The sequence below is a fragment of the Streptococcus oralis genome, from assembly GCF_004127215.1.
Lineage (GTDB): Bacteria > Bacillota > Bacilli > Lactobacillales > Streptococcaceae > Streptococcus > Streptococcus oralis_BD.
In genome coordinates, this window is the sequence record NZ_QEWJ01000007.1 from 15900 (window position 1) to 41727 (window position 25828).

The 25828-nt window shown below is 36.4% G+C and carries 23 protein-coding genes and 3 tRNA genes; 20 read left to right on the plus strand and 6 right to left on the minus strand.

Annotated elements, in window-relative coordinates; genetic code table 11:
- Positions 1–9: 9 nt before the first annotated feature.
- Positions 10–1203, minus strand: coding sequence for a S1C family serine protease (locus DF216_RS06350; RefSeq protein WP_129326311.1), 1194 nt, complete (start codon positions 1201–1203; stop codon positions 10–12).
- A 185-nt stretch (positions 1204–1388) separates the two neighbouring features.
- Between DF216_RS06350 and rlmH the strand changes: the two genes are divergently transcribed.
- The 7 genes from rlmH to DF216_RS06385 all read left to right on the plus strand — a co-directional run bounded on the left by rlmH (position 1389) and on the right by DF216_RS06385 (position 4565).
- Entirely contained in the window at positions 1389–1868 is a 480-nt protein-coding gene (gene rlmH, locus DF216_RS06355; protein ID WP_129326312.1) for a 23S rRNA (pseudouridine(1915)-N(3))-methyltransferase RlmH, read from the plus strand.
- Between the two features lie 43 nt (positions 1869–1911).
- Positions 1912–1985, plus strand: a tRNA-Arg gene (locus DF216_RS06360).
- Between the two features lie 163 nt (positions 1986–2148).
- Positions 2149–2274 carry a competence-stimulating peptide ComC gene (comC, locus tag DF216_RS06365; RefSeq protein ID WP_084972005.1) on the plus strand — a complete coding sequence of 42 codons (126 nt, stop codon included), beginning with the start codon at positions 2149–2151 and terminating at the stop codon, positions 2272–2274.
- 20 nt (positions 2275–2294) lie between these two features.
- Positions 2295–3614 (plus strand): competence system sensor histidine kinase ComD, encoded by a 1320-nt coding sequence (comD, locus tag DF216_RS06370; RefSeq protein WP_061453871.1) that lies wholly within the window; start codon positions 2295–2297, stop codon positions 3612–3614.
- Complete coding sequence (gene comE, locus DF216_RS06375) at positions 3611–4363, plus strand: competence system response regulator transcription factor ComE (protein ID WP_129326313.1); 753 nt, start codon at positions 3611–3613, stop codon at positions 4361–4363. Before comD ends, comE begins: the two co-directional genes overlap by 4 nt.
- A 51-nt stretch (positions 4364–4414) precedes the next feature.
- Positions 4415–4486, plus strand: a tRNA-Glu gene (locus tag DF216_RS06380).
- A gap of 5 nt (positions 4487–4491) precedes the next feature.
- A tRNA-Asn gene (locus DF216_RS06385) sits at positions 4492–4565 on the plus strand.
- A 40-nt stretch (positions 4566–4605) separates the two neighbouring features.
- Here DF216_RS06385 and DF216_RS06390 read toward each other — a convergent pair.
- Positions 4606–5151 carry a TetR/AcrR family transcriptional regulator gene (locus tag DF216_RS06390; protein ID WP_125827398.1) on the minus strand — a complete coding sequence of 182 codons (546 nt, stop codon included), beginning with the start codon at positions 5149–5151 and terminating at the stop codon, positions 4606–4608.
- A 127-nt stretch (positions 5152–5278) separates the two neighbouring features.
- Here DF216_RS06390 and DF216_RS06395 point away from each other — a divergent pair, with 127 nt between their 5' ends.
- On the plus strand, positions 5279–7933 hold the full coding sequence (locus tag DF216_RS06395) for a YhgE/Pip domain-containing protein (RefSeq protein WP_129326314.1): 2655 nt from the start codon (positions 5279–5281) through the stop codon (positions 7931–7933).
- 29 nt (positions 7934–7962) lie between these two features.
- Here DF216_RS06395 and DF216_RS06400 read toward each other — a convergent pair whose 3' ends face one another.
- On the minus strand, positions 7963–10506 hold the full coding sequence (locus tag DF216_RS06400) for a YfhO family protein (protein ID WP_129326315.1): 2544 nt from the start codon (positions 10504–10506) through the stop codon (positions 7963–7965).
- A gap of 61 nt (positions 10507–10567) precedes the next feature.
- Positions 10568–12190, minus strand: a complete 1623-nt coding sequence (locus tag DF216_RS06405; protein ID WP_125449725.1) for an ATP-binding cassette domain-containing protein — start codon at positions 12188–12190, stop codon at positions 10568–10570.
- Positions 12191–12385: 195 nt separating this feature from the next.
- Between DF216_RS06405 and trpS the strand changes: the two genes are divergently transcribed.
- Positions 12386–13411 (plus strand): tryptophan--tRNA ligase, encoded by a 1026-nt coding sequence (gene trpS, locus DF216_RS06410; RefSeq protein ID WP_129326316.1) that lies wholly within the window; start codon positions 12386–12388, stop codon positions 13409–13411.
- A gap of 162 nt (positions 13412–13573) precedes the next feature.
- Positions 13574–15052 carry an IMP dehydrogenase gene (gene guaB / locus DF216_RS06415; protein WP_129326317.1) on the plus strand — a complete coding sequence of 493 codons (1479 nt, stop codon included), beginning with the start codon at positions 13574–13576 and terminating at the stop codon, positions 15050–15052.
- Between the two features lie 54 nt (positions 15053–15106).
- Here guaB and recF read toward each other — a convergent pair whose 3' ends face one another.
- A complete protein-coding gene (gene recF / locus DF216_RS06420; RefSeq protein ID WP_129326318.1) occupies positions 15107–16198 on the minus strand; it encodes a DNA replication/repair protein RecF in 1092 nt (363 codons plus the stop codon).
- Between the two features lie 2 nt (positions 16199–16200).
- The gene (gene yaaA, locus DF216_RS06425) at positions 16201–16569 is read right to left on the minus strand and encodes a S4 domain-containing protein YaaA (RefSeq protein ID WP_129326319.1); all 369 of its coding nucleotides are present in this window, start codon (positions 16567–16569) and stop codon (positions 16201–16203) included.
- A gap of 160 nt (positions 16570–16729) precedes the next feature.
- Between yaaA and yfmF the strand changes: the two genes are divergently transcribed.
- The 10 genes from yfmF to pcsB all read left to right on the plus strand — a co-directional run bounded on the left by yfmF (position 16730) and on the right by pcsB (position 25786).
- A complete protein-coding gene (yfmF, locus tag DF216_RS06430; protein ID WP_129326320.1) occupies positions 16730–17980 on the plus strand; it encodes an EF-P 5-aminopentanol modification-associated protein YfmF in 1251 nt (416 codons plus the stop codon).
- The gene (yfmH, locus tag DF216_RS06435) at positions 17977–19260 is read left to right on the plus strand and encodes an EF-P 5-aminopentanol modification-associated protein YfmH (protein WP_129326321.1); all 1284 of its coding nucleotides are present in this window, start codon (positions 17977–17979) and stop codon (positions 19258–19260) included. The genes yfmF and yfmH overlap by 4 nt, the downstream gene beginning before the upstream one ends.
- Positions 19261–19298: 38 nt before the next feature.
- Positions 19299–20123: a cytoskeleton protein RodZ gene (gene rodZ, locus DF216_RS06440; RefSeq protein ID WP_164979014.1), complete on the plus strand. Its 825-nt coding sequence runs from the start codon at positions 19299–19301 to the stop codon at positions 20121–20123.
- Positions 20124–20133: 10 nt separating this feature from the next.
- Positions 20134–20679 carry a CDP-diacylglycerol--glycerol-3-phosphate 3-phosphatidyltransferase gene (gene pgsA, locus DF216_RS06445; protein WP_129326323.1) on the plus strand — a complete coding sequence of 182 codons (546 nt, stop codon included), beginning with the start codon at positions 20134–20136 and terminating at the stop codon, positions 20677–20679.
- Positions 20676–21503, plus strand: a complete 828-nt coding sequence (locus DF216_RS06450; protein WP_084971992.1) for an energy-coupling factor ABC transporter ATP-binding protein — start codon at positions 20676–20678, stop codon at positions 21501–21503. The genes pgsA and DF216_RS06450 overlap by 4 nt, the downstream gene beginning before the upstream one ends.
- Positions 21488–22327 (plus strand): energy-coupling factor transporter ATPase, encoded by an 840-nt coding sequence (locus DF216_RS06455; RefSeq protein ID WP_084971991.1) that lies wholly within the window; start codon positions 21488–21490, stop codon positions 22325–22327. The genes DF216_RS06450 and DF216_RS06455 overlap by 16 nt, the downstream gene beginning before the upstream one ends.
- A complete protein-coding gene (locus DF216_RS06460; protein WP_061453883.1) occupies positions 22320–23114 on the plus strand; it encodes an energy-coupling factor transporter transmembrane component T family protein in 795 nt (264 codons plus the stop codon). The genes DF216_RS06455 and DF216_RS06460 overlap by 8 nt, the downstream gene beginning before the upstream one ends.
- A 60-nt stretch (positions 23115–23174) precedes the next feature.
- Entirely contained in the window at positions 23175–23990 is an 816-nt protein-coding gene (mreC, locus tag DF216_RS06465) for a rod shape-determining protein MreC (RefSeq protein WP_125827387.1), read from the plus strand.
- A 2-nt stretch (positions 23991–23992) separates the two neighbouring features.
- On the plus strand, positions 23993–24487 hold the full coding sequence (mreD, locus tag DF216_RS06470) for a rod shape-determining protein MreD (protein ID WP_061453885.1): 495 nt from the start codon (positions 23993–23995) through the stop codon (positions 24485–24487).
- Positions 24488–24580: 93 nt separating this feature from the next.
- Positions 24581–25786, plus strand: coding sequence for a peptidoglycan hydrolase PcsB (gene pcsB / locus DF216_RS06475; protein ID WP_061453886.1), 1206 nt, complete (start codon positions 24581–24583; stop codon positions 25784–25786).
- Positions 25787–25828: the final 42 nt, after the last annotated feature.

Consider the following 25828-nt stretch of genomic DNA (forward strand, 5'->3'; position numbering starts at 1 on the left):
TGATGTCAATTAATGTTCTAAATCACCAGAATTCTTATCTAATTTTATAGAGGTTGTTTCTTCTTTACCATTACGGTAGTAGGTTATTTTTATAGTGTCTCCAATAGCATGATTGTAAAGGGCATGTTGTAGGTCTGTTGATGAGGCAATCTCTTTGTCGTCAACTTTGGTAATGACATCGTATTTTTGAAGATGTCCATTTGCTGGCATATTACTTTGAACAGATCGAACAACTACACCTGAAGTGAGGCCACTTGGAATGTTTAGCTTTCTAAGATCACTAGCTCCAACATTTGACAGATTGACCATTTGAATTCCAAGAGCAGGACGAGTCACTTTACCATCACTTTCAAGCTGTTTAATGATATTTTGTGCATCGTTTGAAGGAATTGCAAAACCAAGACCTTCTACAGATGTTCCACCATTACTTGCAATTTTACTTGATGTAATACCAATTACTTGTCCTTGAATGTTTATAAGTGGACCACCAGAGTTACCAGGGTTAATGGCCGTATCTGTTTGAATGGCTTTTGTTGAAATAGCTTGACCATCTTCAGATTTTAGAGAAACATTTCGATTAAGACTTGAGATGATTCCCTGTGTAACTGTATTAGCATATTCTGAACCTAGAGGACTACCGATAGCAATTGCTGTTTCTCCAACACTAAGTTGACTTGAATCCCCAAATTCTGCTACTGTTGTAACTTTTTCTGAAGAAATTTTAACGACAGCAATATCAGAGAAAGTATCAGATCCGACAATTTCACCAGGAACTTTTGTACCATCTGCTAAACGGATGTCGACTTTTGAAGCTCCATTGATAACGTGAGTATTTGTTACAAGATAGGCATCTTTGTCGTTCTTTTTATAGATAACCCCTGATCCCTCGCTTGCGATTTGTTGATTATCTGAATCAGAATTAGCTTCATCAGCATTAAATACACTACTTTGTCTACTATTAGAAGAATAAGTAATGATTGAGACAACAGCATCCTTAACTTTATTTACTGCTTGAGTGGTTGAATTTTCATTCTTATAGGATGTTTGAGTGACAGTGCCAGAATTATTATTCGTAGCTTGACTTCCTTGTTTTTGTGAAAGTTGTAGTGTTACAAAACTTCCCAAAGCTCCACTTAAAAATCCGATGAGAACAATTACAAAAAATGTAACTCCTTTTTTGTAAAGTGTTTGTAAGTGTTTCATAAACGCCTCCAATTATTTGTTATTTAATTAAAGTATAAACCTATTAACTTAATTCAAACTTAAAAGTTTAAAGTTTTACACAAGTTGTGGATAACTCGCTTTATTCTGTGAATTTGCTAGAAATTTAGGATGATTTTTATGTGTATAAGATGTGAAATGAAGTGTGGATATGATAGAATAGAAGAATGAAAATAAAAATTGTAACAGTGGGAAAATTAAAAGAAAAATACCTTAAAGATGGTATTGCTGAATATGGCAAACGAATTTCACGTTTCGCAAAATTAGAAATGATTGAGCTTGCTGATGAGAAAACTCCAGATAAGGCAAGTGAGTCAGAAAATCACAAAATATTAGAAATAGAGGGAAATCGAATTCTTTCTAAAGTTGGAGAAAGAGATTTTGTTATTGTGTTGGCAATTGAAGGAAAAACTCTCTCTTCAGAAGAATTCAGTAAACAGTTAGAACAAGCTTCTATAAATGGATTTTCTACCCTTACATTTATTATTGGTGGAAGTCTGGGACTATCCCCTGCTGTGAAACATCGAGCGAATCTTTCTGTTAGTTTTGGGCGTTTGACCTTGCCACACCAGTTAATGAGATTAGTCCTTGTTGAACAAATTTATCGTTCTTTTACCATTCAGCAGGGATCCCCTTATCATAAATAGAAGATTGACTTAGCTCTTATTTTTTGATAGAATGGTCATGTTAGGTCTCATAGCTCAGCTGGATAGAGCATTCGCCTTCTAAGCGAACGGTCGCAGGTTCGAATCCTGCTGGGATCAATTTTAGATGCAAAGCTGGGAAAACTCCCAGCTTTTTTCTTAAAAAAGTGCATTTCAGGTGCAAAAAAGTACAGTTGAGAAGAAATTTTTCTTAAAGAATCTTCATTTTGTATAATAAACTTGTAAGTTAATTTACAAGAAAAACAATACAGGAGATTTTATTATGAAAAACATAGTTAAATTGGAACAGTTCAAAAAGCTTACAGAGAAAGAATTGCAGGGAATTCAAGGTGGGGAACAAAGAATTTCAGAATTAATACGTAATCTTATTTTTCCAAGAAAAAAGTAATGAAATAAAGGTAAAGAGTAATGGATTTATTTGGGTTAGGGATAGCTATTTTTTATTTTTTCATTATTAGCAAAAGTTATGAATGGATTTGTAAAATAACTAGAAAAGAACAAATTATTTTTTTATGCTACACATGTATATCAGTTTTGATAATTGAAGAAGTTATCAGTCTAGCATATGTAGATGGTTTTGCTCTGTCTAAATTTTTATTTCCTTTAGTTGTGTATGGTTATTTAAGAAAATTAAAGAAGTATGATAAATACAAAGGAATTTTTATCAGTTTACTATTATCTTTAATATATCACAGTACCCATACTTTTATATCTGTAATCTTGTCTTCTATAACAGGTGATGACTTTGTATTACACTATAAAGGTATATTCTTTCTAGTAGTATTGTTGTTGACTTATTTTGCTATTCTAATAATAATTCGTTATTTTTATCTAGAAATTAAATATTTTGATAAAGATTATCTCTATCCTTTTTTTAAAAAAGTGATAGTAGCATTTGTTTTTTTGCATACTTTATCCTTTGTTTCAGATATAGTGAGTACGGTTCGTCACTTAAATAGTTTTGGAAGTATTTTATCAACTATTGTTTTTATCTGCTTGTTATTGATTTTCTTTGCAATGAATTCTCACAAGGTTCAAGTTGAAAAAGAGATTGCCCTAAAGCAGAAGAAATTTGAACAAAAGCATTTACAGACTTATACTGATGAAATTGTCAAGTTGTATAATGAAATTCGAGGTTTTCGTCATGACTATGCAGGTATGCTTGTCAGCATGCAAATGGCAATTGACAGTGAAGATTTACAGGAAATTGACAGAGTTTATAATGAAGTATTAGTAAAAGCGAATCAAAAACTGCGTTCAGAAAAATATACTTACTTTGATTTGAACAATTTAGAAGATTCAGCTTTACGGAGTTTGATTGCCCAATCCATTGTTTATGCACGAAATAATGATGTAGAATTTACATTGGAAGTAAAGGATGTTATTACTAGATTGTCAATGGATTTACTTGATCTTGTTCGCATCATGAGTATTCTCTTAAACAATGCTGTTGAAGGGGCCGCGGATAGTTACTTGAAACAAATGGAAGTTGCAGTCATTAAAATGGATTTTGAAACAGTTATAGTCATCCAGAATTCATGTAAAATCACTATGACACCTTCAGAAGACCTATTTGCCTTAGGTTTCTCTACCAAGGGAAGAAATAGAGGTCTAGGACTTAATAATGTCAAAGAGATTTTAGATAAGTATGACAACATTATTTTAGAAACAGAGATGGAAGACAACACATTTAGACAAATTATTAGATTTAAGAGGGAATTTGAATGAAAGTATTAATTTTAGAAGATGTTATTGAGCATCAAGTGAGACTTGAGAGAATATTGAATGAAATCTCTGAGGAATCAAATATTCCTATTTCTTACAAGACAACAGGAAAAGTTCGTGAGTTTAAGGAATATATCGAAAATGATGAAGTAAACCAGCTTTATTTCTTAGATATCGATATTCATGGAATTGAGAAAAAGGGTTTTGAAGTGGCACAGTTTATCCGTCATCACAATCCCTATGCTATTATTGTTTTTATTACTAGTCGATCTGAATTTGCTACCTTAACTTACAAATATCAGGTATCAGCCCTAGATTTTGTTGATAAAGACATCAATGATGAATTGTTCAAAAAACGTATCGAGCAGAGTATTTTTTACACTAAGAGTATGCTACTTGAAAACGAAGATGTTGTAGACTATTTTGATTACAACTATAAGGGAAATGATTTGAAAATCCCTTACCATGATATTTTGTATATCGAAACAACAGGTGTTTCTCATAAACTGCGAATTATTGGTAAGAATTTTGCCAAAGAATTTTATGGAACTATGACAGATATTCAGGAAAAGGACAAACATACTCAGAGATTTTATTGCTCTCATAAATCTTTCCTTGCCAATGTGGGAAATGTGAGAGAAATTGATCGAAAGAATCTAGAAGTTGTCTTTTATGAAGATCATCGCTGTCCCATCACTCGTTTGAAAATTCGCAAACTAAAAGATATTCTAGAGAAAAAATCTAAAAAGTGATTGACAATTAGTAAGAAATTGATATAATGGTTATATCTGCTACAGATAGATGGTCCGTTGGTCAAGGGGTTAAGACACCGCCTTTTCACGGCGGTAACACGGGTTCGAATCCCGTACGGACTATTTTATCCGCCATAGCTCAGTTGGTAGTAGCGCATGACTGTTAATCATGATGTCGTAGGTTCGAGTCCTACTGGCGGAGTCAGATAAAAAGAACACTACTCGGTGTTCTTTTTTTATTCTTAGTTTGCATCACCACCTAGCATTTTCATAAGGAAGTCTGTCATTTCTTGCGGGCTTTCTTTTTTTCCGTGAGCAATCCAAGTCTGGCAAACTCCAAATAGGGCATTTGTTAGATAAATGCTGCTGTATTCTAATTCAATTGGATTTAGTTGTAGTTTCATAAAGCGCTTCTGAAGGTCTGTGCTAAGCATAATGTGAAGCTTATTTCTCAAGAAATTTTGGATTTCTTTTGTACCATTTTCAGATAAGAGTGCAGCTAATAGTGGTTCAGACTCTAAATATTCAAATACTTCTAAAATAGCATCTCTTTTATGATGAGCATATTTTTGGAAAATATACTCAAAGGTATGAAATAGCTTACTTTGGTAATGTTCAATCATATCATACTTATCCTTGTAGTGAGTGTAAAAGCTGGAACGACTAATTCCGGCTTTTTCTGCTAACTTGACAGTAGAAATTTGATCAAAGGGTTGGTCCATCAATAATTGAACCATGGCATTTTCGATAATGCGTTTTGTTTTTAAACGTTTGTTACTTTCTTTCATAATTCCTCCTTGTAGACAAATTAGACAATATGTCTAAAAAATAATTTTTTACCTTGAAATTTGGATTTTTTGATGTATAATCTATTATATCAAAATTTTAGACAATATGTGTAAAAAAGGAGGAAACATGTTTAAAGAATGGAAAGCAATATTTAAAAAACCGACCTTTATCATTGTAATGATAGGGATTTCTCTCATTCCAGCTTTATACAATATCATATTTTTATCATCTATGTGGGATCCATATGGTCAATTGTCAGAGTTACCTGTAGCAGTTGTCAATAAAGATAAGGAAGCTTCTTATAATGGACAGATAATGACAATAGGTGAAGACATGGTGTCTAATTTAAAAGAAAATAAGGCTTTAGATTTTCATTTTGTTAATGAAGAGGAAGGGGAAAAAGGGCTAGAAGATGGTGATTACTACATGGTAGTGACTTTACCAAGTGACTTGTCTGAAAAAGCTGCTTCTATCCTAACAAATCATCCTGAACAGATGCAGATTGATTATCAGACCTCAAGTGGGCATAGCTTTATTGCAAGCAAGATGAGTGATTCTGCAATGACACAATTAAAACAAACCGTTTCTACTAATTTAACTGAAACGTATACCAAGGTTTTATTTCAAAAAATGAATGACTTGAAGTCTGGAGTAAACAAGGCAGCTGATGGAAGTGAACAATTGGCTAATGGAGCGAATCAGTTGGTGACGGGAAGTCAAACATTGACGGAAAATCTTAATACTTTAGCAAACTCAACTGTAACTTTTTCAAATGGAGCAGATCAATTTACAAAAGGTTTATCTAGCTATGTATCTGCAATAGAGCAATTACATATTGGTTTAGGAACTTTTAATAGTGGTTTACAAAGTTATACAAAAGCCGTCTCACAAGTTGACACTGGACTTGGTCAATTAGCGTCAAAAACTCCTGAGTTGGTGACAGGTGTAAATCAGCTAAATACAGGTATAAAGTCCTACACAAGTGGCGTTTCACAACTAGATACAGGTCTCAATCAATTTTCAGTTGGTGTAAATGCTTATACAAGTAGTGTAGAAAAACTTTCTAATGGAACAAGTCAATTATCCAATCAATCAGATACACTAAGAGATGGAATAGAGCAATTAAACACTGGTATTAAAGAAATTTCAAGTCAATTAAAGTCCTCATCTCAACAAAATGAACAAATTACTCAATTGGCAACTAGTCTAGGAGAACTGAATAAAACACTACAAGCTCTTACGATAGCAGATAATACTCAACTGAAAAAGACATTATCAGAAGCTTTGCCAAATCTAACAACTCTTGCACAGGATATTGTGACCAAAAGTCAGACAGAACAAGAGAAAACTATAGCTAACCTTCAATCAACAGCTACTTATCAATCTCTCACAGAGGAACAGAAGAAAGAACTGACAGAAGCTATTTCTAAAAATTCTAATTCTACTATTGAGTCAGCAAAAACAATTTTAACGACAGTAGGAGGATTGAAAGAAAGTATAGAGAATTCAGAACAACAAGTATCTAATCTATCTGATGTGCAGACGAAGGCAAATAAACTTTTACCTGCAGCATCTAGCTCCTTGACAACCTTGTCAAATAGATTTACAACATTACAAACTTCTGTAAATAATCAGTTAGTTCCTGGAAGTCAGTCAATTGAAAAAGGAGTTGTAAAATATACTAAAGGACTAGATACTATTTCTATTGGTGCTAATCAACTAAGTGAAAAGAATGCAAGTTTAACAACTAGTCTAGATCAATTAGTTTCTGGATCAAGTAAGTTGACACAAAACACATCAACCTTGACAGCTGGAGTAGATGCGTTAGCTGGAAAAGCTCCAGAATTAGTATTAGGTATAGAAAGTTTGTCATCTGGTTCTGCTCAATTGAATAATAAGAGTCCAGAGTTAATAGCAGGTCTTACTACATTACAATTTGGCTCTGGTCAATTAACAGATAAATCAACACAGTTACTTTCTGCAGCATCTCAACTAGGAAGTGGTGCTATGAAGATTGCAGATGGTACTGGAAAACTAGCAGAAGGTGGAACAAGCTTAACCTCCGGTCTTGAAGATTTACAGACAGGAGTTGATTCATTAGGACAAGGATTAGGAAATGCTAATAATCAGCTCAAATCAGCTTCAACAGAATCTGAAAATGCAGAAACATTATCTGAGCCTCTAGTTCTTTCAAAAAGAGATAATGATCAAGTTCCTGTAAATGGGATTGCCATGGCTCCTTATATGATATCAGTTGCTCTTTTTGTTGCTGCTATATCTACCAATATGATTTTTGCGAAGTTACCTTCTGGACGTCATCCAGAGAGTCGTTGGGCTTGGTTGAAGTCTCGTTCTGAAATAAATGGGATTATAGCTATCTTAGCAGGTGTTTTAGTTTATGGAGGTGTCCATCTTATTGGATTGACTGCTAATCATGAGATGAGAACCTTGATTCTAATTATAATTACAAGTTTAGCTTTCATGTCTATGGTAACAGCTTTAACAACTTGGAATAGCCGTTTAGGAGCCTTCTTCTCTCTTATTTTACTATTATTACAGTTAGCATCAAGCGCAGGGACCTACCCCCTTGCTTTGACAAATGATTTCTTTAAAGGTATCAATCCATGGTTACCAATGAGTTACTCTGTATCAGGCTTACGACAAACAATCTCTATGACAGGAAATATTCATCACCAAGTGATTTTCCTTATTATAACACTAGCTTTCTTTACTGCATTAGGTATGTTAGCTTATAAACCTAAGAAAATGCAAGAAGATTAAAAAAAATCGACCAATTTCTTGGTCGATTTTTATGTCATAGATGAATTTCGTTTGTAATTATAGATTCCAAAAAGTAGAAGGGCAGTTACTGAGCAGACTGCTCCAATAACAAAACCATTGGGAATGAAGGAAAGTGTAATGGTTCCTTTTCCTTTTGGAACATCAATCTTCATAAAACCAGTTTGAGCCTGCTTGATTTCAAGTTTTTTTCCATCTTGATAAGCAGACCAACCTTTGTCATAAGGAATGGTAAAGAAAATAGAGCTATCTTGTTTGACTTCATATGTAGCAAAGACTTTATTTTTAGAGGTAGATACTTCTACAGGTTGTTCTTTAATCTTTTGGATTGCCTCAGTCAAAGCTTGGGTATCTAAACGATAGAAGGTTGGAGTTTCAAATGACACTTGAGAATTTCCAGGGAAGCTAACACTGATATTGAAAGTTTTTTGTTCTTCAGTATAACCCAAGTTAAAAAAGTTAAAGGTATTGTCAGTAGTATAAGTCTTCTTTTCTCCATTGACAAGGATGTCAATTTTCTTTTGTTTATCATTAGTAAAATGAAGGTTTGCAAAAGAGAGATAGACTTGACTATTTTGAGGAACCTCAATCTGATAATCAATCCTTGCATCCTCATTCGTAGAACTTGTGATGCTTGTTAAACCATTAGAATTATCTTTTTTATCATATGCTATTGGATAGAAATAATCTAAGTTGAGATTAGCAAGCTGGTTTATAAATAAAGCCTGATTATCCAGAGTATGATTATTAAAGTTTACATCTTTGTAAATAGATTGTGTAGCAAAAGCAATGGGGAGAGAAAGTTGGTTTTTATATAAGGTTAAATGATCCTTTTGATAAATCTCTTGAAAACCATATTTATCAAGGGGAGTTTCTGAAATGTTGTACTGGATTCCAAATAAACTGTCCGCCAAAATGCTGTTATTTGCATAACGGAGATTGAGGTTGGTTCCAGAGGATTTAAATCCAAGCTTGTCCAAACTAGTACTAGCTGAACGATTTCGTACAGATGAGAATTGAGAGATTCCATTGTAATTAAATTTCATACTGTCATTTCCAGTTTGAATTTGCAGTTTCTCAGTACGTGTAAATGGATTGTCAATTTGCTTTATAATAGTTTCCATAGCAGTGACATCTCTATTATAGGCACTGCTAGAAGCAAAGGCCCATTCTTTAGCTATTCCTTCCATTTGAGAAGAAGCATTTAAGCTTATCTCAGCTGTTATAAATAAAGATAAAAGAATTGCAAATAGATTTACAGAGATAAATTTTCTGATGACTGCAAGGAGTAAAAGTGAATAAACTAGTAGAAATTCAAGAGTGAGTAGGATATTTAAATCTGTTAAAAAAGAATAGTGTGATTTAAAGTATACAGTAGCTAAAAATCCTGTCAGTATAAGAAAAAGGGAGACAAATAGATTCCAGAACTTAATTTCATTCAGACGATTTAAGACTTCTGATGAAGTATAAATTAACAGAGTAGAAAAGATCCAAGCATAGCGATGCAAAAACATATTTGGGGTATGCATCCCTTGCCAAAATAAATCAAGTGCCTCTATGTAAAAGCTTGTTATTAAAAAAGTGAAGAAGAGTGCATAGATAAGTTTCACGTGAAACTTTATAGATTTTATTGTGAAAAATAGAATGGTTAAAATAAAAGGAAGCAGTCCAACAAAAATCATTGGTATAGATCCATACTTAGTTGTATCAAAAGATCCAATGAATTGTTTTGCGAAAATATCTAAATACCAGCTACTGTCTGTTTTTAATTTTGTGATGGCAGTTAACTTCTCCCCATGAGTTTGTAAATCAAACAATGTAGGAAGAGTCATCATCAAACTAGCCATTCCTGCTAAAAAGGAGGTAACAACAAAATCAAGAAAAGATGATTTTCGATTTTTAAAGTCCCATGAAATTTGGCAGAGATACCAGAAAATAAGAAACAATGCTGTCATATATCCAAAATAATAGTTTTGAATAAACAAAATTGACAGACTTGTAAAGTATAGTAGACGCTTCTTTTGTGTTATAAGTATGTGTAAGCCAGTTATAATTAAAGGAATTAAGATAAAAACATCTAACCAGGTTTTTATCTCTAACTGACTGACAGTGAAGCTCATTAAAGCATAGGAAGTGGATAAGGCCAGTTTTAAAGGTTGAGGGATAGATTGAAATAATTTATTTAAACTAAAGAAGGTTGACAGACCAATCAATCCAAATTTTAATAGAGTGGTCAGATAAACAGCATCTGGCATATTCGACAGATTAAAAAAGTAAACTAGGGGTGAGAGAAAACTACCTAAGTAATAACTAGATAGAGCATAGAAATTCAGTCCGAGGCCACTTGTAAAGGTGTAAAACAAACTACCATTTCCATGTAGAATATTCCGTAAAGCCACATCAAAAATAACGTATTGATGGAAACCATCTCCTAATAGTGGAGATGTATCACTATTCCAGTAGATACCTTGAGATAGATATACTCCAGACATAATCACTACAGGAATGATGAAAGAAATAAAATAGGTCCAATATGTTTTAAAAAATGATTTCATGTTACCTCATAGAATGATAGAAAACTCAGTTGGTTAACCCAACTGAGTTTTGAAGTCTTATTTAGTCTTTCCAAAGGTCTTTGACTTTTGCTTGTACTTCTGCATTTTCTAGGAATTCATCATAAGTCTCATCAATACGATCGATGACGCCATTTTTAGATAAGACAATGATATGGTTAGCTAGAGTTTGAATAAACTCGTGGTCATGACTGGCAAAGATGATGGATTCTTTAAAGTTTTTCAATCCATCGTTTAAGCTTGAGATAGATTCCAAGTCCAAGTGATTTGTTGGATCATCAAGTACAAGGACGTTTGATTTCAAAAGCATAAGTTTTGAAAGCATGACACGCACTTTTTCTCCCCCTGACAAGACGTTTACAGGTTTGTTAACCTCATCACCAGAAAAGAGCATACGCCCAAGGAAACCACGTAGGAAAGTATTGTCATCTTCTTCTTTACTTGCAAATTGACGCAACCAGTCAAGGATCGACTCTCCCCCTGCAAAATCGGCCGAGTTGTCTTTTGGTAAGTAAGAACGGCTAGTAGTAACTCCCCACTTGACAGTTCCTTCATAGTCGATGTCACCCATAATTGCGCGAATTAATGCAGTCGTTTGGATGTCATTTTGTCCGATAAGAGCTGTTTTATCACCTGGACGCAAAATGAAACTAATATTGTCTAGGATAGTTTCACCATCAATCTTTACAGTTAGATTTTCTACTGTCAAGAGATCATTACCAATCTCACGTTCTGCTTTAAAGTTGATAAATGGGTATTTACGACTAGATGGCACAATCTCTTCTAATTCAATCTTGTCAAGCATTTTTTTACGAGACGTTGCCTGTCTTGACTTAGAAGCATTGGCAGAGAATCGAGCAACGAATTCTTGCAATTGCTTAATTTTTTCTTCTGCCTTGGCATTACGGTCTGCTAGCAATTTAGCAGCAAGCTCAGAAGATTCCTTCCAGAAGTCGTAGTTTCCGACATAGAGTTTGATTTTTCCAAAGTCAAGGTCGGCCATATGAGTACATACTTTGTTTAAGAAGTGGCGGTCATGGGATACAACGATAACGGTGTTATCAAAGTCAATCAAGAAGTCTTCTAGCCAAGTAATGGATTGAATATCCAGACCGTTGGTTGGCTCGTCCAAGAGAAGAACATCTGGTTTGCCAAAAAGTGCTTTGGCAAGGAGAACCTTCACTTTTTCACCATTGGCCAATTCGCTCATGTTTTGATAGTGCAATTCTTCTGGAATGTTAAGATTTTGAAGTAATTGAGATGCTTCGCTCTCTGCCTCCCAACCTCCAAGTTCGGCAAATTCACCTTCAAGTTCAGCTGCACGAACACCATCTTCATCGGAAAAATCTTCCTTCATGTAAATAGCATCTTTTTCTTTCATGATGCTATATAGTTTTTCATTTCCCATGATAACGACATCAATGACACGTTCATCTTCATAGTCAAAATGATTTTGACGGAGGACAGAGAGACGTTCATCTGGACCAAGAGAGATGTGACCAGTTGTAGGTTCGATATCACCAGCTAGAATTTTTAAGAATGTAGACTTCCCAGCACCATTAGCACCAATTAATCCGTATGTATTTCCTTCTGTAAATTTGATGTTGACATCATCAAAAAGTTTGCGATCACTAAAACGTAGTGAAACATCAGATACTGTAAGCAATGTTTTTCTCCTATAATATGTAATACATTTATTCTACTAGAAAAGAGAGAAATATTCAAATTTTTATTTGTCAATTTTATGTCAACTAAGTTTACAGTTTTGTTTACAACGAGGGAGATCTTTGATTTGAATAATTTTCTGTTATTTTAACAAAAAAATGCTATAATTGAAGAGACCATTTCGAAGGAGAAAAAAATGACGAAACCCATTATTTTAACAGGAGACCGTCCAACAGGGAAACTGCATATTGGACATTATGTTGGTAGTCTAAAAAATAGAGTATTACTACAGGAAGAAGATAAGTATGAGATGTTTGTTTTTTTGGCGGACCAACAAGCCTTGACAGATCACGCCAAAGATCCTCAAACGATTGTAGAGTCTATTGGGAATGTTGCCTTGGATTACCTAGCAGTTGGATTGGATCCAAGTAAATCAACTATCTTTATTCAAAGTCAGATTCCAGAGTTGGCTGAGCTGTCTATGTACTATATGAATTTGGTGTCACTAGCTCGTTTGGAGCGTAATCCGACAGTAAAAACAGAGATTGCTCAAAAAGGATTTGGGGAAAGTATTCCGACAGGTTTTTTGGTTTATCCAATCGCTCAGGCAGCAGATATCACAGCCTTTAAGGCTAATTATGTTCCTGTAGGGACAGACCAAAAACCAATGATTGAACAAACTCGTGAGATTGTTCGTTCCTTTAATCATGCTTATAATTGTGAGGTCTTGGTAGAGCCGGAAGGTATTTATCCAGAAAATGAGAGAGCAGGACGTTTGCCTGGTTTAGATGGAAATGCTAAAATGTCTAAATCCCTTAATAATGGTATTTATCTAGCTGATGATGCGGATACGTTGCGTAAAAAAGTCATGAGTATGTATACTGATCCGGATCATATTCGAGTGGAGGATCCAGGTAAGATTGAAGGAAATATGGTTTTCCATTATCTAGACGTGTTTGGTCGTCCAGAAGATGCTCCAGAAATTGCGGATATGAAAGAACATTATCAACGTGGTGGTCTTGGTGATGTGAAGACGAAACGTTATCTACTTGAAATATTAGAACGCGAACTTGGCCCTATTCGTGAGCGCCGTATCGAATTTGCTAAGGATATGGGTGAAGTATACAATATGCTTCAAAAAGGTAGTGAAAAAGCGCGTGAGGTTGCAGGGCAAACTCTATCTGAAGTTAAGAGAGCAATGGGACTAAATTATTTTAAATAATAGATAAAATATGAATCGTAAAACTATCTCTTCCATAGGATTACAGAGATAGTTTTTTTATGATTTCTACCATAAATATAATTGACAAATTTTCATAGAATGGTATGATAGATACAATACAAAAAGAGTCAAGCTCAAAAAGAAAGAAAAGAGGAAACTTCAATGTCTAATTGGGATACTAAATTTTTAAAAAAAGGTTTTACCTTTGATGATGTATTGCTCATTCCAGCAGAAAGTCATGTGTTGCCAAATGATACAGATTTAACAACAAAATTGGCAGATAATCTGACTTTAAATATCCCAATTATTACAGCCGCCATGGATACAGTCACAGAAAGTCAAATGGCTATCGCCATTGCTCGTGCGGGTGGTCTTGGAGTAATCCATAAAAACATGTCAATTGCGCAACAAGCAGATGAAGTTCGCAAGGTAAAACGTTCTGAAAATGGTGTTATTATTGATCCATTCTTCTTGACTCCAGAACATACCATTGCTGAGGCAGACGAACTGATGGGACGTTACCGTATCAGTGGTGTTCCAGTTGTAGAAACACTTGAAAATCGTAAATTGGTTGGTATTCTAACAAATCGAGACCTTCGCTTTATTTCAGATTACAATCAACCAATCTCAAACCATATGACCAGTGAAAATCTTGTTACTGCTCCTGTTGGTACAGATCTTGCAACAGCTGAAAATATTCTTCAAGAACACCGTATTGAAAAACTTCCTTTGGTTGACGAAGAAGGCCGTCTTTCTGGCTTGATTACTATTAAGGACATTGAAAAAGTTATTGAGTTTCCAAATGCTGCCAAAGATGAATTTGGTCGTCTTCTAGTTGCTGGTGCGGTGGGTGTCACTTCAGATACATTTGAACGTGCAGAGGCTCTCTTTGAAGCAGGAGCCGACGCAATTGTTATTGATACTGCACATGGTCACTCTGCTGGAGTTTTGCGTAAAATTGCTGAAATTCGTGCTCATTTCCCAGACCGTACTTTGATTGCTGGTAATATTGCAACTGCGGAAGGTGCGCGTGCTCTTTATGATGCGGGTGTGGATGTTGTCAAAGTCGGGATTGGACCAGGTTCTATCTGTACTACTCGTGTGATTGCAGGTGTAGGTGTCCCACAAGTGACAGCAATTTATGATGCGGCAGCAGTTGCGCGCGAATATGGAAAAACGATTATTGCTGATGGTGGAATCAAGTATTCTGGAGATATTGTAAAAGCCCTTGCTGCAGGTGGAAATGCAGTTATGCTTGGTTCAATGTTTGCTGGAACAGACGAGGCACCAGGTGAAACTGAAATTTTCCAAGGACGCAAGTTCAAGACTTACCGTGGTATGGGATCAATCGCTGCAATGAAGAAAGGTTCAAGTGACCGCTACTTCCAAGGTTCTGTTAATGAAGCAAACAAACTCGTTCCAGAAGGAATCGAAGGTCGTGTTGCCTATAAAGGCGCAGCAGCTGATATTGTCTTCCAAATGATTGGCGGTATTCGCTCTGGTATGGGTTACTGTGGTGCAGCTAACCTTAAAGAATTGCACGACAACGCTCAATTTATTGAAATGTCTGGGGCTGGTTTGAAAGAAAGCCATCCTCATGATGTACAAATCACTAATGAGGCGCCAAACTACTCCATGTAAGAAGTAAAAAAGAACTCCTGAAATTCAGGAGTTCTTTTTACAGAGGTGTCAATTTTAATTTACAGATATTTTACCGTTTTGGATGTTGAAAATACTAAGATTTTCTGGCAAGTTTTGCAAGTGGTCTAAACTTGTTGTCGTGATGAAGGTTTGGATAGATTGTGAAATAGTTTCTAGTAATTTTAATTGTCGTGTGTTGTCAAGTTCGCTCATAACATCGTCAAGCAAGAGTATTGGAGACTCGTTGGTAATACTTTCCATTAGTTCAATCTCTGCTAGTTTGATAGAAAGTACAAGACTACGATGTTGCCCTTGACTTCCAAAATTAGCATCCATACCATTGATATAGAAAGCAATATCATCTCGATGAGGGCCAACACCAGTATTCTTTTTAAATAAATCTCTTGATCTACTTTTCTCTAAAGCTATTTTAAAAGAATCCATTAAGACTTTTTCATTAGTGAAGTTGACAGTTGATTGATAAAATATTGACAACTTTTCTGATTGATTTGAAATTTCTAAGTGTTTTTTTTGACCAAATTTTTCTAAGTCTTTAATGAATTTTATCCGATGCTTTATGACGCGACAACCATACTCTACTAACTGATCATCTAAGACCGACATAAATGTTTCGTCAATCTTTTGGCTGGATTTTAGGTAGGTATTTCTTTGTTTGAGTATATGGTTGTAGTTTGACAAGTCTGACAAGTAGATTGGTTTAATTTGTCCCAGTTCTATATCTATAAACTTTCGACGAACGGAGGGCGCTCCTTTAATTAACTGGAGATCTTCAGGTGCAAAGAGAACCACATTCATATGTCCGATGTAGTCTGAGAGGCGAGCTTGTTTTAAATGATTGACTTTAGTCACACGCCCTTTCGGTGTTAGATCAATTTCTAGAGGGATAGAACCTGTTTTTTTCTGTAGCAAGCCAGAAAGATGGAGTTGTTCTTCATCAAAATGAATGAGATTTTTATCTGTCCGAGTACGATGACTACGTGTTAAGGCCAAGAAATAGATTGCTTCTAGAATATTGGTTTTTCCTTGAGCATTTTGGCCTAAAAAGACGTTTAATTTTGGATTGAAATCAATTTTTGCCTCTTTGTAGTTTCGAAAGGTTTTTATTGTTAAATGCTGGAGCCACATGATTATCTTCCTGGAAAACGTGGAGCTTGTTTGGCTTTAGGTGATGAAGTAGTTTTTTGTTTATCTTTCTTTACACCCTTATTCATCTCTTTGACAAGTTTAGCAATCCGCTCTTTTTCAATCTTATCTGCTTGGTATTCTTCTTGCTCTTTTAAACTTGGTTGTGTCAAGGTGATGTCAATCTTTAAATCAGGAATGTCAATCGTATCTCCAATACGGATTTTTTTTCCACGTCTATTTTCTAATTCACCATTAAAGTAAACTTGATGCTCCATTAAAAAGGATTTAATAGCACCACCGCTCTGTATAATTCCAAGCTCTTTTAGAAGGGCTTGGAGCGTAATAAATTCTTCAAATAATTTGTATTCCATAATTCACCTCAATCTTTGGTATTATACCATATTTTCCCTGAAATAACTGAAGGAAAGTCAGTCAAAATGAAAACGATTTTACTTTTAAAAGCTATAAAGAGAACAGGAAAAATTTTCTTTTTCATGATATAATAGAGTTCTATATGTAGGGAGGTAAGGTATGGAGTTAGTGCCTGGAATTTCAGCACATTTTGTTCAATCCAAAAAGTTTAAAACTAATAAAATCACTGTTCGTTTTACTGCTCCCTTATCTCTTGAGACAGTAGCAGGACGCATGTTAAGTGCGAGTATGTTGGAGACTGCCAATAAAGCTTACCCAACATCTCAAGCATTTCGCAGATACTTGGCAAGTTTGTATGGGACAGATATTTCTACGAGTGCTTATCGTAGAGGACAGGCACATATTCTTGATTTAACATTTACCTACGTGCGGGATGAGTTTTTGAGTAAAAAAAATGTGCTGACTTCTCGAATTTTGGAATTAGTGAAACAGACTTTATTTGCGCCCTTAGTTCTAGATGGAGCCTTTGAGCCAGCCTTGTTTGAAATTGAAAAAAAACAATTATTGGCTAGCTTAGCTACTGATATGGATGATTCATTTTATTTTGCTCATAAGGAGTTGGATAGCTTGTTCTTCCATGATGAGCGCCTTCAATTAAGATACAGTGATTTACGAAAACGTATTTCAAATGAGTCTCCAAAAAGTAGTTATACTTGCTTTCAAGATGCTCTGAAAAATGATCGAATTGATTTCTTTTTCTTGGGTGATTTTAATGAAGTAGAAGTGAAGGAGTGGTTGAGGTCATTCTCTTTTACTGGGCGTCAAATCGATGTCAAGCCTCAGTACAAACAACCATATTCAAACGTCCTTCGGGAAGGAATGGTTCGTAAGAATGTGGGTCAATCCGTTTTGGAATTGGCTTACCATTGTTCTACGAGCTATGGAGACAAGCATCATTTGGCCATGGTAGTAATGAATGGTCTATTAGGTGGTTTTGCTCACTCTAAGCTTTTTACAAATGTTCGGGAAAATGCTGGTCTAGCCTACACTATCTCCAGTCAATTGGACTTGTTTAGTGGCCAATTGAGGATGTATGCTGGCATTGATCGGGGAAATCGCAATCAAGCCAGAAAATTGATGAATCATCAATTACTTGAACTAAAAAAAGGTAATTTTACAGATTTGGAGATTGAACAGACCAAGGAGATGATTCGCAGAACCTTGTTGCTTGCGCAAGATAGTCAGACCTCACTAATCGAGCGAGTTTATTTGAATAGTCTGTTAGGGAAATCCACATCAGATTTTGACAGTTGGGTTGAAAAATTAAACCAAGTTGACAAAGAAGCTATCTGCAAAGCAGCAAATAGTGTTCGGTTACAAGCGATATACTTTATGGAAGGAATAGAATGACACCAGTTACCTTTGAAGAAAAATACTATCCTGCTGTAAAGGAGACGGTTTATCAGACTCGTCTATCAAATGGATTGACAGTGTCTCTCCTTCCTAAGAAACAATTTAATGAAGTTTACGGGGTTGTAACAGTTCAATTTGGATCAGTAGACACAAGCTTTACAATATCTGAAAAAGGTTTACAGTCTTATCCAGCTGGAATTGCACATTTTCTTGAACATAAACTGTTTGAGAGAGAAAATGCTGAAGATATTATGGAGTCTTTTACATGCTTGGGAGCTGATAGCAATGCTTTTACAAGTTTTACAAAGACGAGTTATTTGTTTTCAACAATAGATCAGTTATCAGAAAATTTGGATTTGCTTGAAGAATTGGTAACAGTTGCGCATTTTACAGAAGAGTCAGTTGAGAGAGAGCGGGAAATTATCCAACAGGAACGTGAGATGTACCAAGACGATCCAGATTCGCGTCTGTTTTTTGCAACCTTAGCAAATCTTTATCCCAATACTCCTCTGGCAACCGATATTGTTGGAAGTGAAAAATCAATTAACAATATTCAGCTAAATGACTTAAAAGATAACTTTACAGCCTTTTACAAACCTGTCAATATGTCTTTGTTTTTAGTTGGAAATTTTGATGTAGATACGGTTGAGAAGTATTTTTCGCAAAAGAAACTTGGAGACTTGGAAGAAATAGTAGTAAGGAAGGAGAAGCTTACTTTACAAGCTGTCAAAGAAACAGATAGCCTTTGGATGGAAGTTTCTTCACCAAAGCTTGCTGTTGGAATTAGGGGAGCAGGTGAGGTGGCAGAAGAAGATTGCTACCGTTATAATGTTTTGCTAAAATTACTGTTTACGATGATGTTTGGTTGGACTTCTGAGCGATTTCAAAAGTTATATGAGACAGGGAAGTTGGATGCCTCGCTGTCCTTAGAGGTAGAAGTGAATAGTCGCTTTCATTTTGTGATGTTGACGATGGATACCAAGGAGCCTGTTTCGTTGTCGCATCAATTTCGAAAGGCTATTCTCAACTTCACGAAAGATTCAGATCTTACAGAGGAACATCTGGATCTTGTTAAGAGTGAGATGTTTGGGGAATTTTTCAGTAGTATGAACTCCTTGGAGTTTATTGCGACACAGTATGAACCAGTCGACAAAGGGGAAACTATTTTTGATTTACCAAAAATTTTACAAGAAATTACTTTAGACGATGTTCTTGAAGCTGGGCATCGTTTGATAGATGATGGTGATTTGATTGATTTTACTATCTTTCCATCCTAAAATAGATAAGAATTATTAGTTAAGAAGGAATGTTAAGTATGAGAAAAAAAACGATTGGTGAGGTTCTGCGTTTAGCCAGAATTAATCAGGGATTGAGTATAGAAGAACTGCAGGCAAAAACGGATATTCAGATGAATTTATTAGAGGCTATGGAGGCTGATGATTTTGATCGCCTTCCTAGTCCATTTTATGCTCGTTCTTTTTTAAGAAAATATGCCTGGGCGGTTGAATTGGACGAGCGAATCATTTTGGATGCCTATGATTCGGGAAGCATGATTACCTATGAAGAGGTCGATGTTGATGAAGAAGACTTGTCTGGTCGTAGACGATCAAATAAGAAAAAAACGTCTTATCTCCCTCTGTTTTACTTCGTTCTGTTTGCTTTGTCGATTTTAATTTTTGTGACCTATTATGTTTGGAATTATATCCAGACTCAACCAATGCGCCCTTCTTCAGCTAATTATAGTGTTGTGAACTCAACTAGTTCAACAACCTCGTCTAGTTCATCTTCTAGCAGTCAGACGTCTAGCACATCTTCTACCCTAGAATCAAAAATTACGGTTTCGGGTGAGGGCAATCATATTGAGGCACACTATAAATCAAGTAAGGAAATAGCTATCATTCAACTGGCAGTTTCAGATACAACTAGCTGGATTAGTGTTTCAGGGAGTGACCTTGAAGGTGGTGTGACCTTGTCATCAGACAATAAAAACGCAAAAACAACAGTTTCGACGAAAAATCCTGTGACGATTACTTTAGGTGTAGTGAAGGGAGTTACTTTAACTGTGGATAATCAAACAATCGATACTTCCAAGCTGACAACTCAGACTGGAACTGTGACACTTACATTCACTACAAATTAAGGAAGAACCAATGAAAAAAGAACAAATCCCTAATGTATTAACTATTGGTAGAATTCTCTTTATACCTCTCTTTATTCTTGTTTTGACTTTGGGTCATTCACAAGGTAGTCACCTGCTGGCAGCGATTATCTTTGCAGTTGCTAGTGTAACGGATTATCTTGATGGCTATCTTGCTCGTAAATGGAATGTGGTTAGCAACTTTGGAAAGTTTGCAGATCCAATGGCTGATAAGTTGTTGGTTATGTCAGCTTTTATCATGTTGATTGAGTTGGGTATGGCTCCAGCTTGGGTTGTTGCTATTATCATCTGCCGTGAACTCGCTGTGACAGGTCTACGTCTGTTGCTCGTTGAGACAGGAGGGACAGTTCTAGCAGCAGCGATGCCAGGGAAAATCAAAACCTTTAGTCAAATGTTTGCGATTATCTTTTTGCTCTTACATTGGAATTTAATTGGGCAACTGTTGCTTTATATCGCTTTGTTTTTTACTATCTACTCTGGTTATGATTATTTCAAGGGTAGCGCTCATGTATTCAAAGGGACGTTTGGTTCGAAATGAAATCGATTATTGAAGTAAAAGACCTGTCTTTTCGTTATAAGGAAGACCAAGATCATTATGATGTTAATAATGTCTCGTTTCACGTGAAACGTGGGGAGTGGCTCTCAATTGTAGGTCATAATGGGAGTGGAAAGTCAACAACTATTCGTTTGATTGATGGTTTGCTTGAAGCAGAGTCTGGAGAAATCTGGATAGATGACCAACTGCTGTCTTCTGAGAATGTTTGGGACTTGCGCCGACAAATTGGCATGGTTTTTCAAAATCCAGATAATCAATTTGTGGGGGCAACTGTTGAAGATGATGTCGCCTTTGGCTTAGAAAACCAGGGACTTCCTCGTGAAGAAATGAAGAAGAGAGTAGCTGAATCCTTGGAGTTAGTGGGTATGCTGGACTTTAAGAAGAGAGAACCAGCTCGCTTATCTGGTGGACAAAAACAACGGGTGGCCATTGCAGGAGTTGTTGCTTTGAGACCAGCTATTTTGATTCTGGACGAGGCTACAAGTATGTTGGATCCCGAGGGGCGAAGAGAACTGATTCAGACAGTTCAAGAGATTCGAAAAGACTACCAGATGACAGTCGTCTCCATTACGCATGACTTGGAAGAAGTTGCGATGAGTGATCGTGTCTTGGTCATGAAAAAAGGCCAAGTGGAGTCAACCAGCAGCCCAAGAGAACTTTTTTCTCGGGCTGATCTTGACCAGATAGGCTTAGATGATCCCTTTACGAATCAACTGAGAGAATCTTTGAGAGAGACTGGCTATCAGTTGCCGGATGGCTATTTGACAGAAGGAGAGCTAGAGGACAAACTATGGGAATTACTCTAGAAAATGTGAGCTTTACCTATCAAGAGGGAACCCCCCTATCTTCATCAGCCTTGACTGATGTTTCCTTGACGATTGAGGATGGCTCCTATACAGCTTTGATAGGACATACAGGTAGTGGAAAATCGACGATTTTACAGCTTTTAAATGGCCTATTGGTACCAAGTAAGGGTTCTGTTCGAGTTTTTGATACTGTCATTACTCCTACATCAACCAATAAAGAAATTCGACAGATTCGAAAGCAAGTCGGTCTAGTGTTTCAATTTGCTGAAAATCAGATTTTCGAAGAGACTGTTTTGAAAGATGTTGCGTTTGGACCACAAAATTTTGGAGTTTCTGAGGAGGAAGCCAAGAAAATTGCGCGTGAAAAGTTAGCCTTGGTGGGCATTGCTGAGTCACTCTTTGAGAGGAGTCCATTTGAACTTTCGGGTGGTCAGATGAGACGTGTGGCTATAGCAGGGATGCTAGCGATGGAGCCTACTGTCTTGGTTTTGGATGAGCCAACAGCTGGACTAGATCCTTTGGGCAGAAAAGAATTGATGACCCTGTTTAAAAAACTTCACCATGCTGGAATGACAATCGTTCTGGTAACGCATTTGATGGATGACGTAGCTGAGTATGCTGATCAGGTTTACGTTATGGAAAAGGGGTGCTTGGTCAAAAGTGGCAAACCAAGTGATGTCTTCCAAGATGTAGCCTCTATGGAAAATGTGCAGTTAGGTGTGCCTAAAATCACAGCCTTTTGTAAACGTTTGGCAGATAGAGGTGTAGCTTTTAACAAACTGCCAATCAAGATAGAGGAGTTTAAGGAGTCGCTAAATGGATAGTATGATTTTAGGGCGATATATACCAGGAGATTCCATCATTCATCGCTTGGATCCCCGTAGTAAATTACTCGCTATGATCCTGTTGATTTTGATTGTATTTTGGGCTAATAATCCCCTCGCCAATCTCATTCTTTTTGTAGCAACAGGTATATTTATCGCTTTGTCGGGCGTTTCCCTCTCATTTTTTGTTCAGGGATTAAAATCCATGTTTTTCTTGATTGCTTTTACGACTCTATTTCAACTCTTTTTCATTTCAAGTGGAAATGTCTTATTTGAGTTTTCTTTTATAAGAATAACGGATTATGCTTTGCAACAAGCTGGGATTATTTTTTGTCGTTTTGTGTTGATTATTTTCTTTTCAACTTTGCTAACGTTAACGACCATGCCTTTGAGTCTGGCGGCTGCAGTTGAATCTCTTTTAGCGCCTCTGAAACGTGTGAAAGTTCCCGTTCATGAAATTGGTCTCATGTTATCAATGAGTTTGCGTTTTGTTCCAACCTTGATGGATGACACAACGCGGATTATGAATGCTCAAAAAGCCCGTGGAGTTGATTTTGGCGAAGGCAGTATCGTTCAAAAAGTAAAGGCTATGATTCCGATTTTGATTCCTCTTTTTGCTACTAGCTTAAAGCGTGCAGATTCATTGGCAATAGCTATGGAAGCGCGTGGTTATCAGGGAGGAAAGGGCAGAAGTCAGTATAGACAGTTGAGATGGAGTCAAAAGGATACACTGGCGATTCTTGTGATTCTGGTGCTGGGTTGTTTCTTATTTTTCTTAAAATCTTAGTGGATTTGTAAGGTTGATAAAAAATCACAGTAGCAGATCTTTAGTAAAAAAGGTAGGAATATGAACCGTTTTAAAAAATCAAAATATCTAATCATCGTTTTTGTCACAGTTCTGACAGTTTCTGTACTATTGGTGACAACCTATTCAAGTGCTATTGTGACAAAACTAGGAGATGGAATTTCCTTAGTAGATAGAATTGTTCAGAAACCCTTTCAGTGGTTTGACTCTTTCAAATCAGATTTGGGACATTTGACGCAGACTTATAATGAGAACGAGAGTCTAAAAAAACAGCTCTATCAACTAGAGGTAGAATCTAATCAATCAGAAAGTTTAAAAACTGAAAATGAACAACTACGTCAGTTGCTGGATATGAAGTCAAAATTGCAGACTACAAAAACCCTAGCAGCAGATGTGATTATGCGAGCTCCAGTGTCTTGGAAGCAAGAGTTAACAATTGATGTGGGAAGTTCAAAAGGAGCTTCTGAAAATATGTTGGTCATTGCAAACGGTGGCTTGATTGGTAGTGTTTCAAAGGTGGAGGAACATTCAACAACTGTAAACCTATTGACAAACACTGAAAATTCCGACAAAATTTCCGTTAAAATCCTGCATGGTTCTACTGAAATTTATGGAATCATCGTTGGTTATGACAAGGAAACCGAACTGCTTAAAATTAGTCAATTAAATAGTAATAGCGACATTAGCGCGGGAGATAAGGTGACTACAGGGGGGCTCGGAAACTTCAATGTTAAGGATATTCCTGTTGGCGAGGTTGTTGCCACAACGCACAGCAGTGATTATCTAACACGAGAGGTAACAGTAAAGTTAAGTGCTGACACCAAAAATCTTCATGTGGTAGAGTTAGTGGGGAATTAACAATGAGACTGTTAAAACAAGTTGGTATTTTCTTTTTACTCCCCGTTGTTGTTCTAGTTGATGCTCATATTGGTCAATTGGTGGGATCCTTCTTCCCCCACTTTCATTTAGCCAGTCATTTTCTATTCTTGTTTCTCTTATTTGAGACAATCGAGGTGTCGGAGTATCTCTATCTAGCCTATTGTTGTATAGTGGGTTTGGTTTACGATATTTATTTTTTCCACTTGATTGGAATTGCCACGCTTTTGTTTATCTTGATTGGTGCTTCGCTCCACAAGTTTAACAGCGTGATTTTGACAAATCGTTGGACAAGGATGTTGACCATTATTGTGATCAGTTTTCTGTTTGATATGGGGAGCTATCTTTTGGCTCTTGCTGTGGGACTGACTGTAGATTCCATGCCAGTATTCATCGTCTATAGCCTTGTCCCGTCAATGATTCTGAACTTTTTATGGATGGCGATTTTTCAATTTATTTTTGAAAAAATTTATCTATAAGAAAGAAATATAAATGTAACAAAGGCGTAATATTTATTATGTCTTTTTTTGGTATACTAGTAATGTCTTAAATAGAAGGAGTATTGACAGAATATGAAGAAAAAAATCTTAGCGTCACTTTTGTTAAGTACAATGTTATTTTCTCAAGCAGCGGTGTTAACAACTGTCCGTGCGGAAACAACAGATGAAAAAATTGCTGCTCAAGATAGTAAGATTAGTGATTTGACAGCTAAACAAAAAGAAGCTCAAAAAGAAGTAGATGAAATCCAAACGCAAGTTACAGCTATTCAAACACAACAAGCAAGCTTGCAAGCTGAAAATGAAACACTTCAAGCTGAGTCTAAGAAACTTGAAGGAGAAATTACAGAACTTTCTAAGAACATTGTTGCTCGTAATGACTCATTGGAAAAACAAGCTCGTAGCGCACAAACAAACGGTGCTGCGACTAGCTACATCAACACAATTGTAAACTCAAAATCAATTACTGAAGCTATTTCACGTGTTGCAGCTATGAGCGAGATTGTATCTGCTAACAACAAAATGTTGGAACAACAAAAGGCTGATAAAAAATCAATTGCTGAAAAACAAGTTGCGAATAACGAAGCTATCAATACCGTAATTGCCAACCAACAGACTCTTGCTGACGATGCTCAAACATTGACAACTAAGCAAGCTGAGTTGAAAGTTGCTGAGTTGAACCTTGCTGCTGAGAAAGCTACTGCGGAAGGCGAAAAAGCTACTTTGCTAGAACAAAAAGCAGCGGCTGAAGCAGAAGCAAAAGCAGCTGCAGAAGCAGAAGCAGCTTACAAAGCACGTCAAACAAGCCAACAACAATCAGTAGTTGCTTCAGGAAATACAAGCTTCTCAGCTCAAGTGCAAGCGACATCAACATCGGATGATGAAGATTCAAGCTATACTCCAGCACCTGCTCCAACTCCTGCTAGACAACGTCCAACATATAGCTCAAATGCATCAAGTTACCCAACTGGTGAATGTACTTGGGGAGCTAAAACATTGGCACCTTGGGCTGGAGACTACTGGGGTAACGGAGCTCAGTGGGCAACAAGTGCAGCTGCAGCAGGATTCCGTACAGGATCAACTCCACAAGTTGGTGCGATTGCATGTTGGAATGATGGTGGTTATGGACACGTAGCGGTTGTTACAGCAGTTTCATCATCATCTCGTATCCAAGTGTCAGAATCAAACTACGGTGGAGATCGTACAATCGGTAACAAACGTGGCTGGTTCAACCCAACTACAACATCTGAAGGTTATGTTACTTACATCTATCCAAACTAATGAATGAAACGAAGAGGCTCGATTTGAGTCTCTTTTATTATT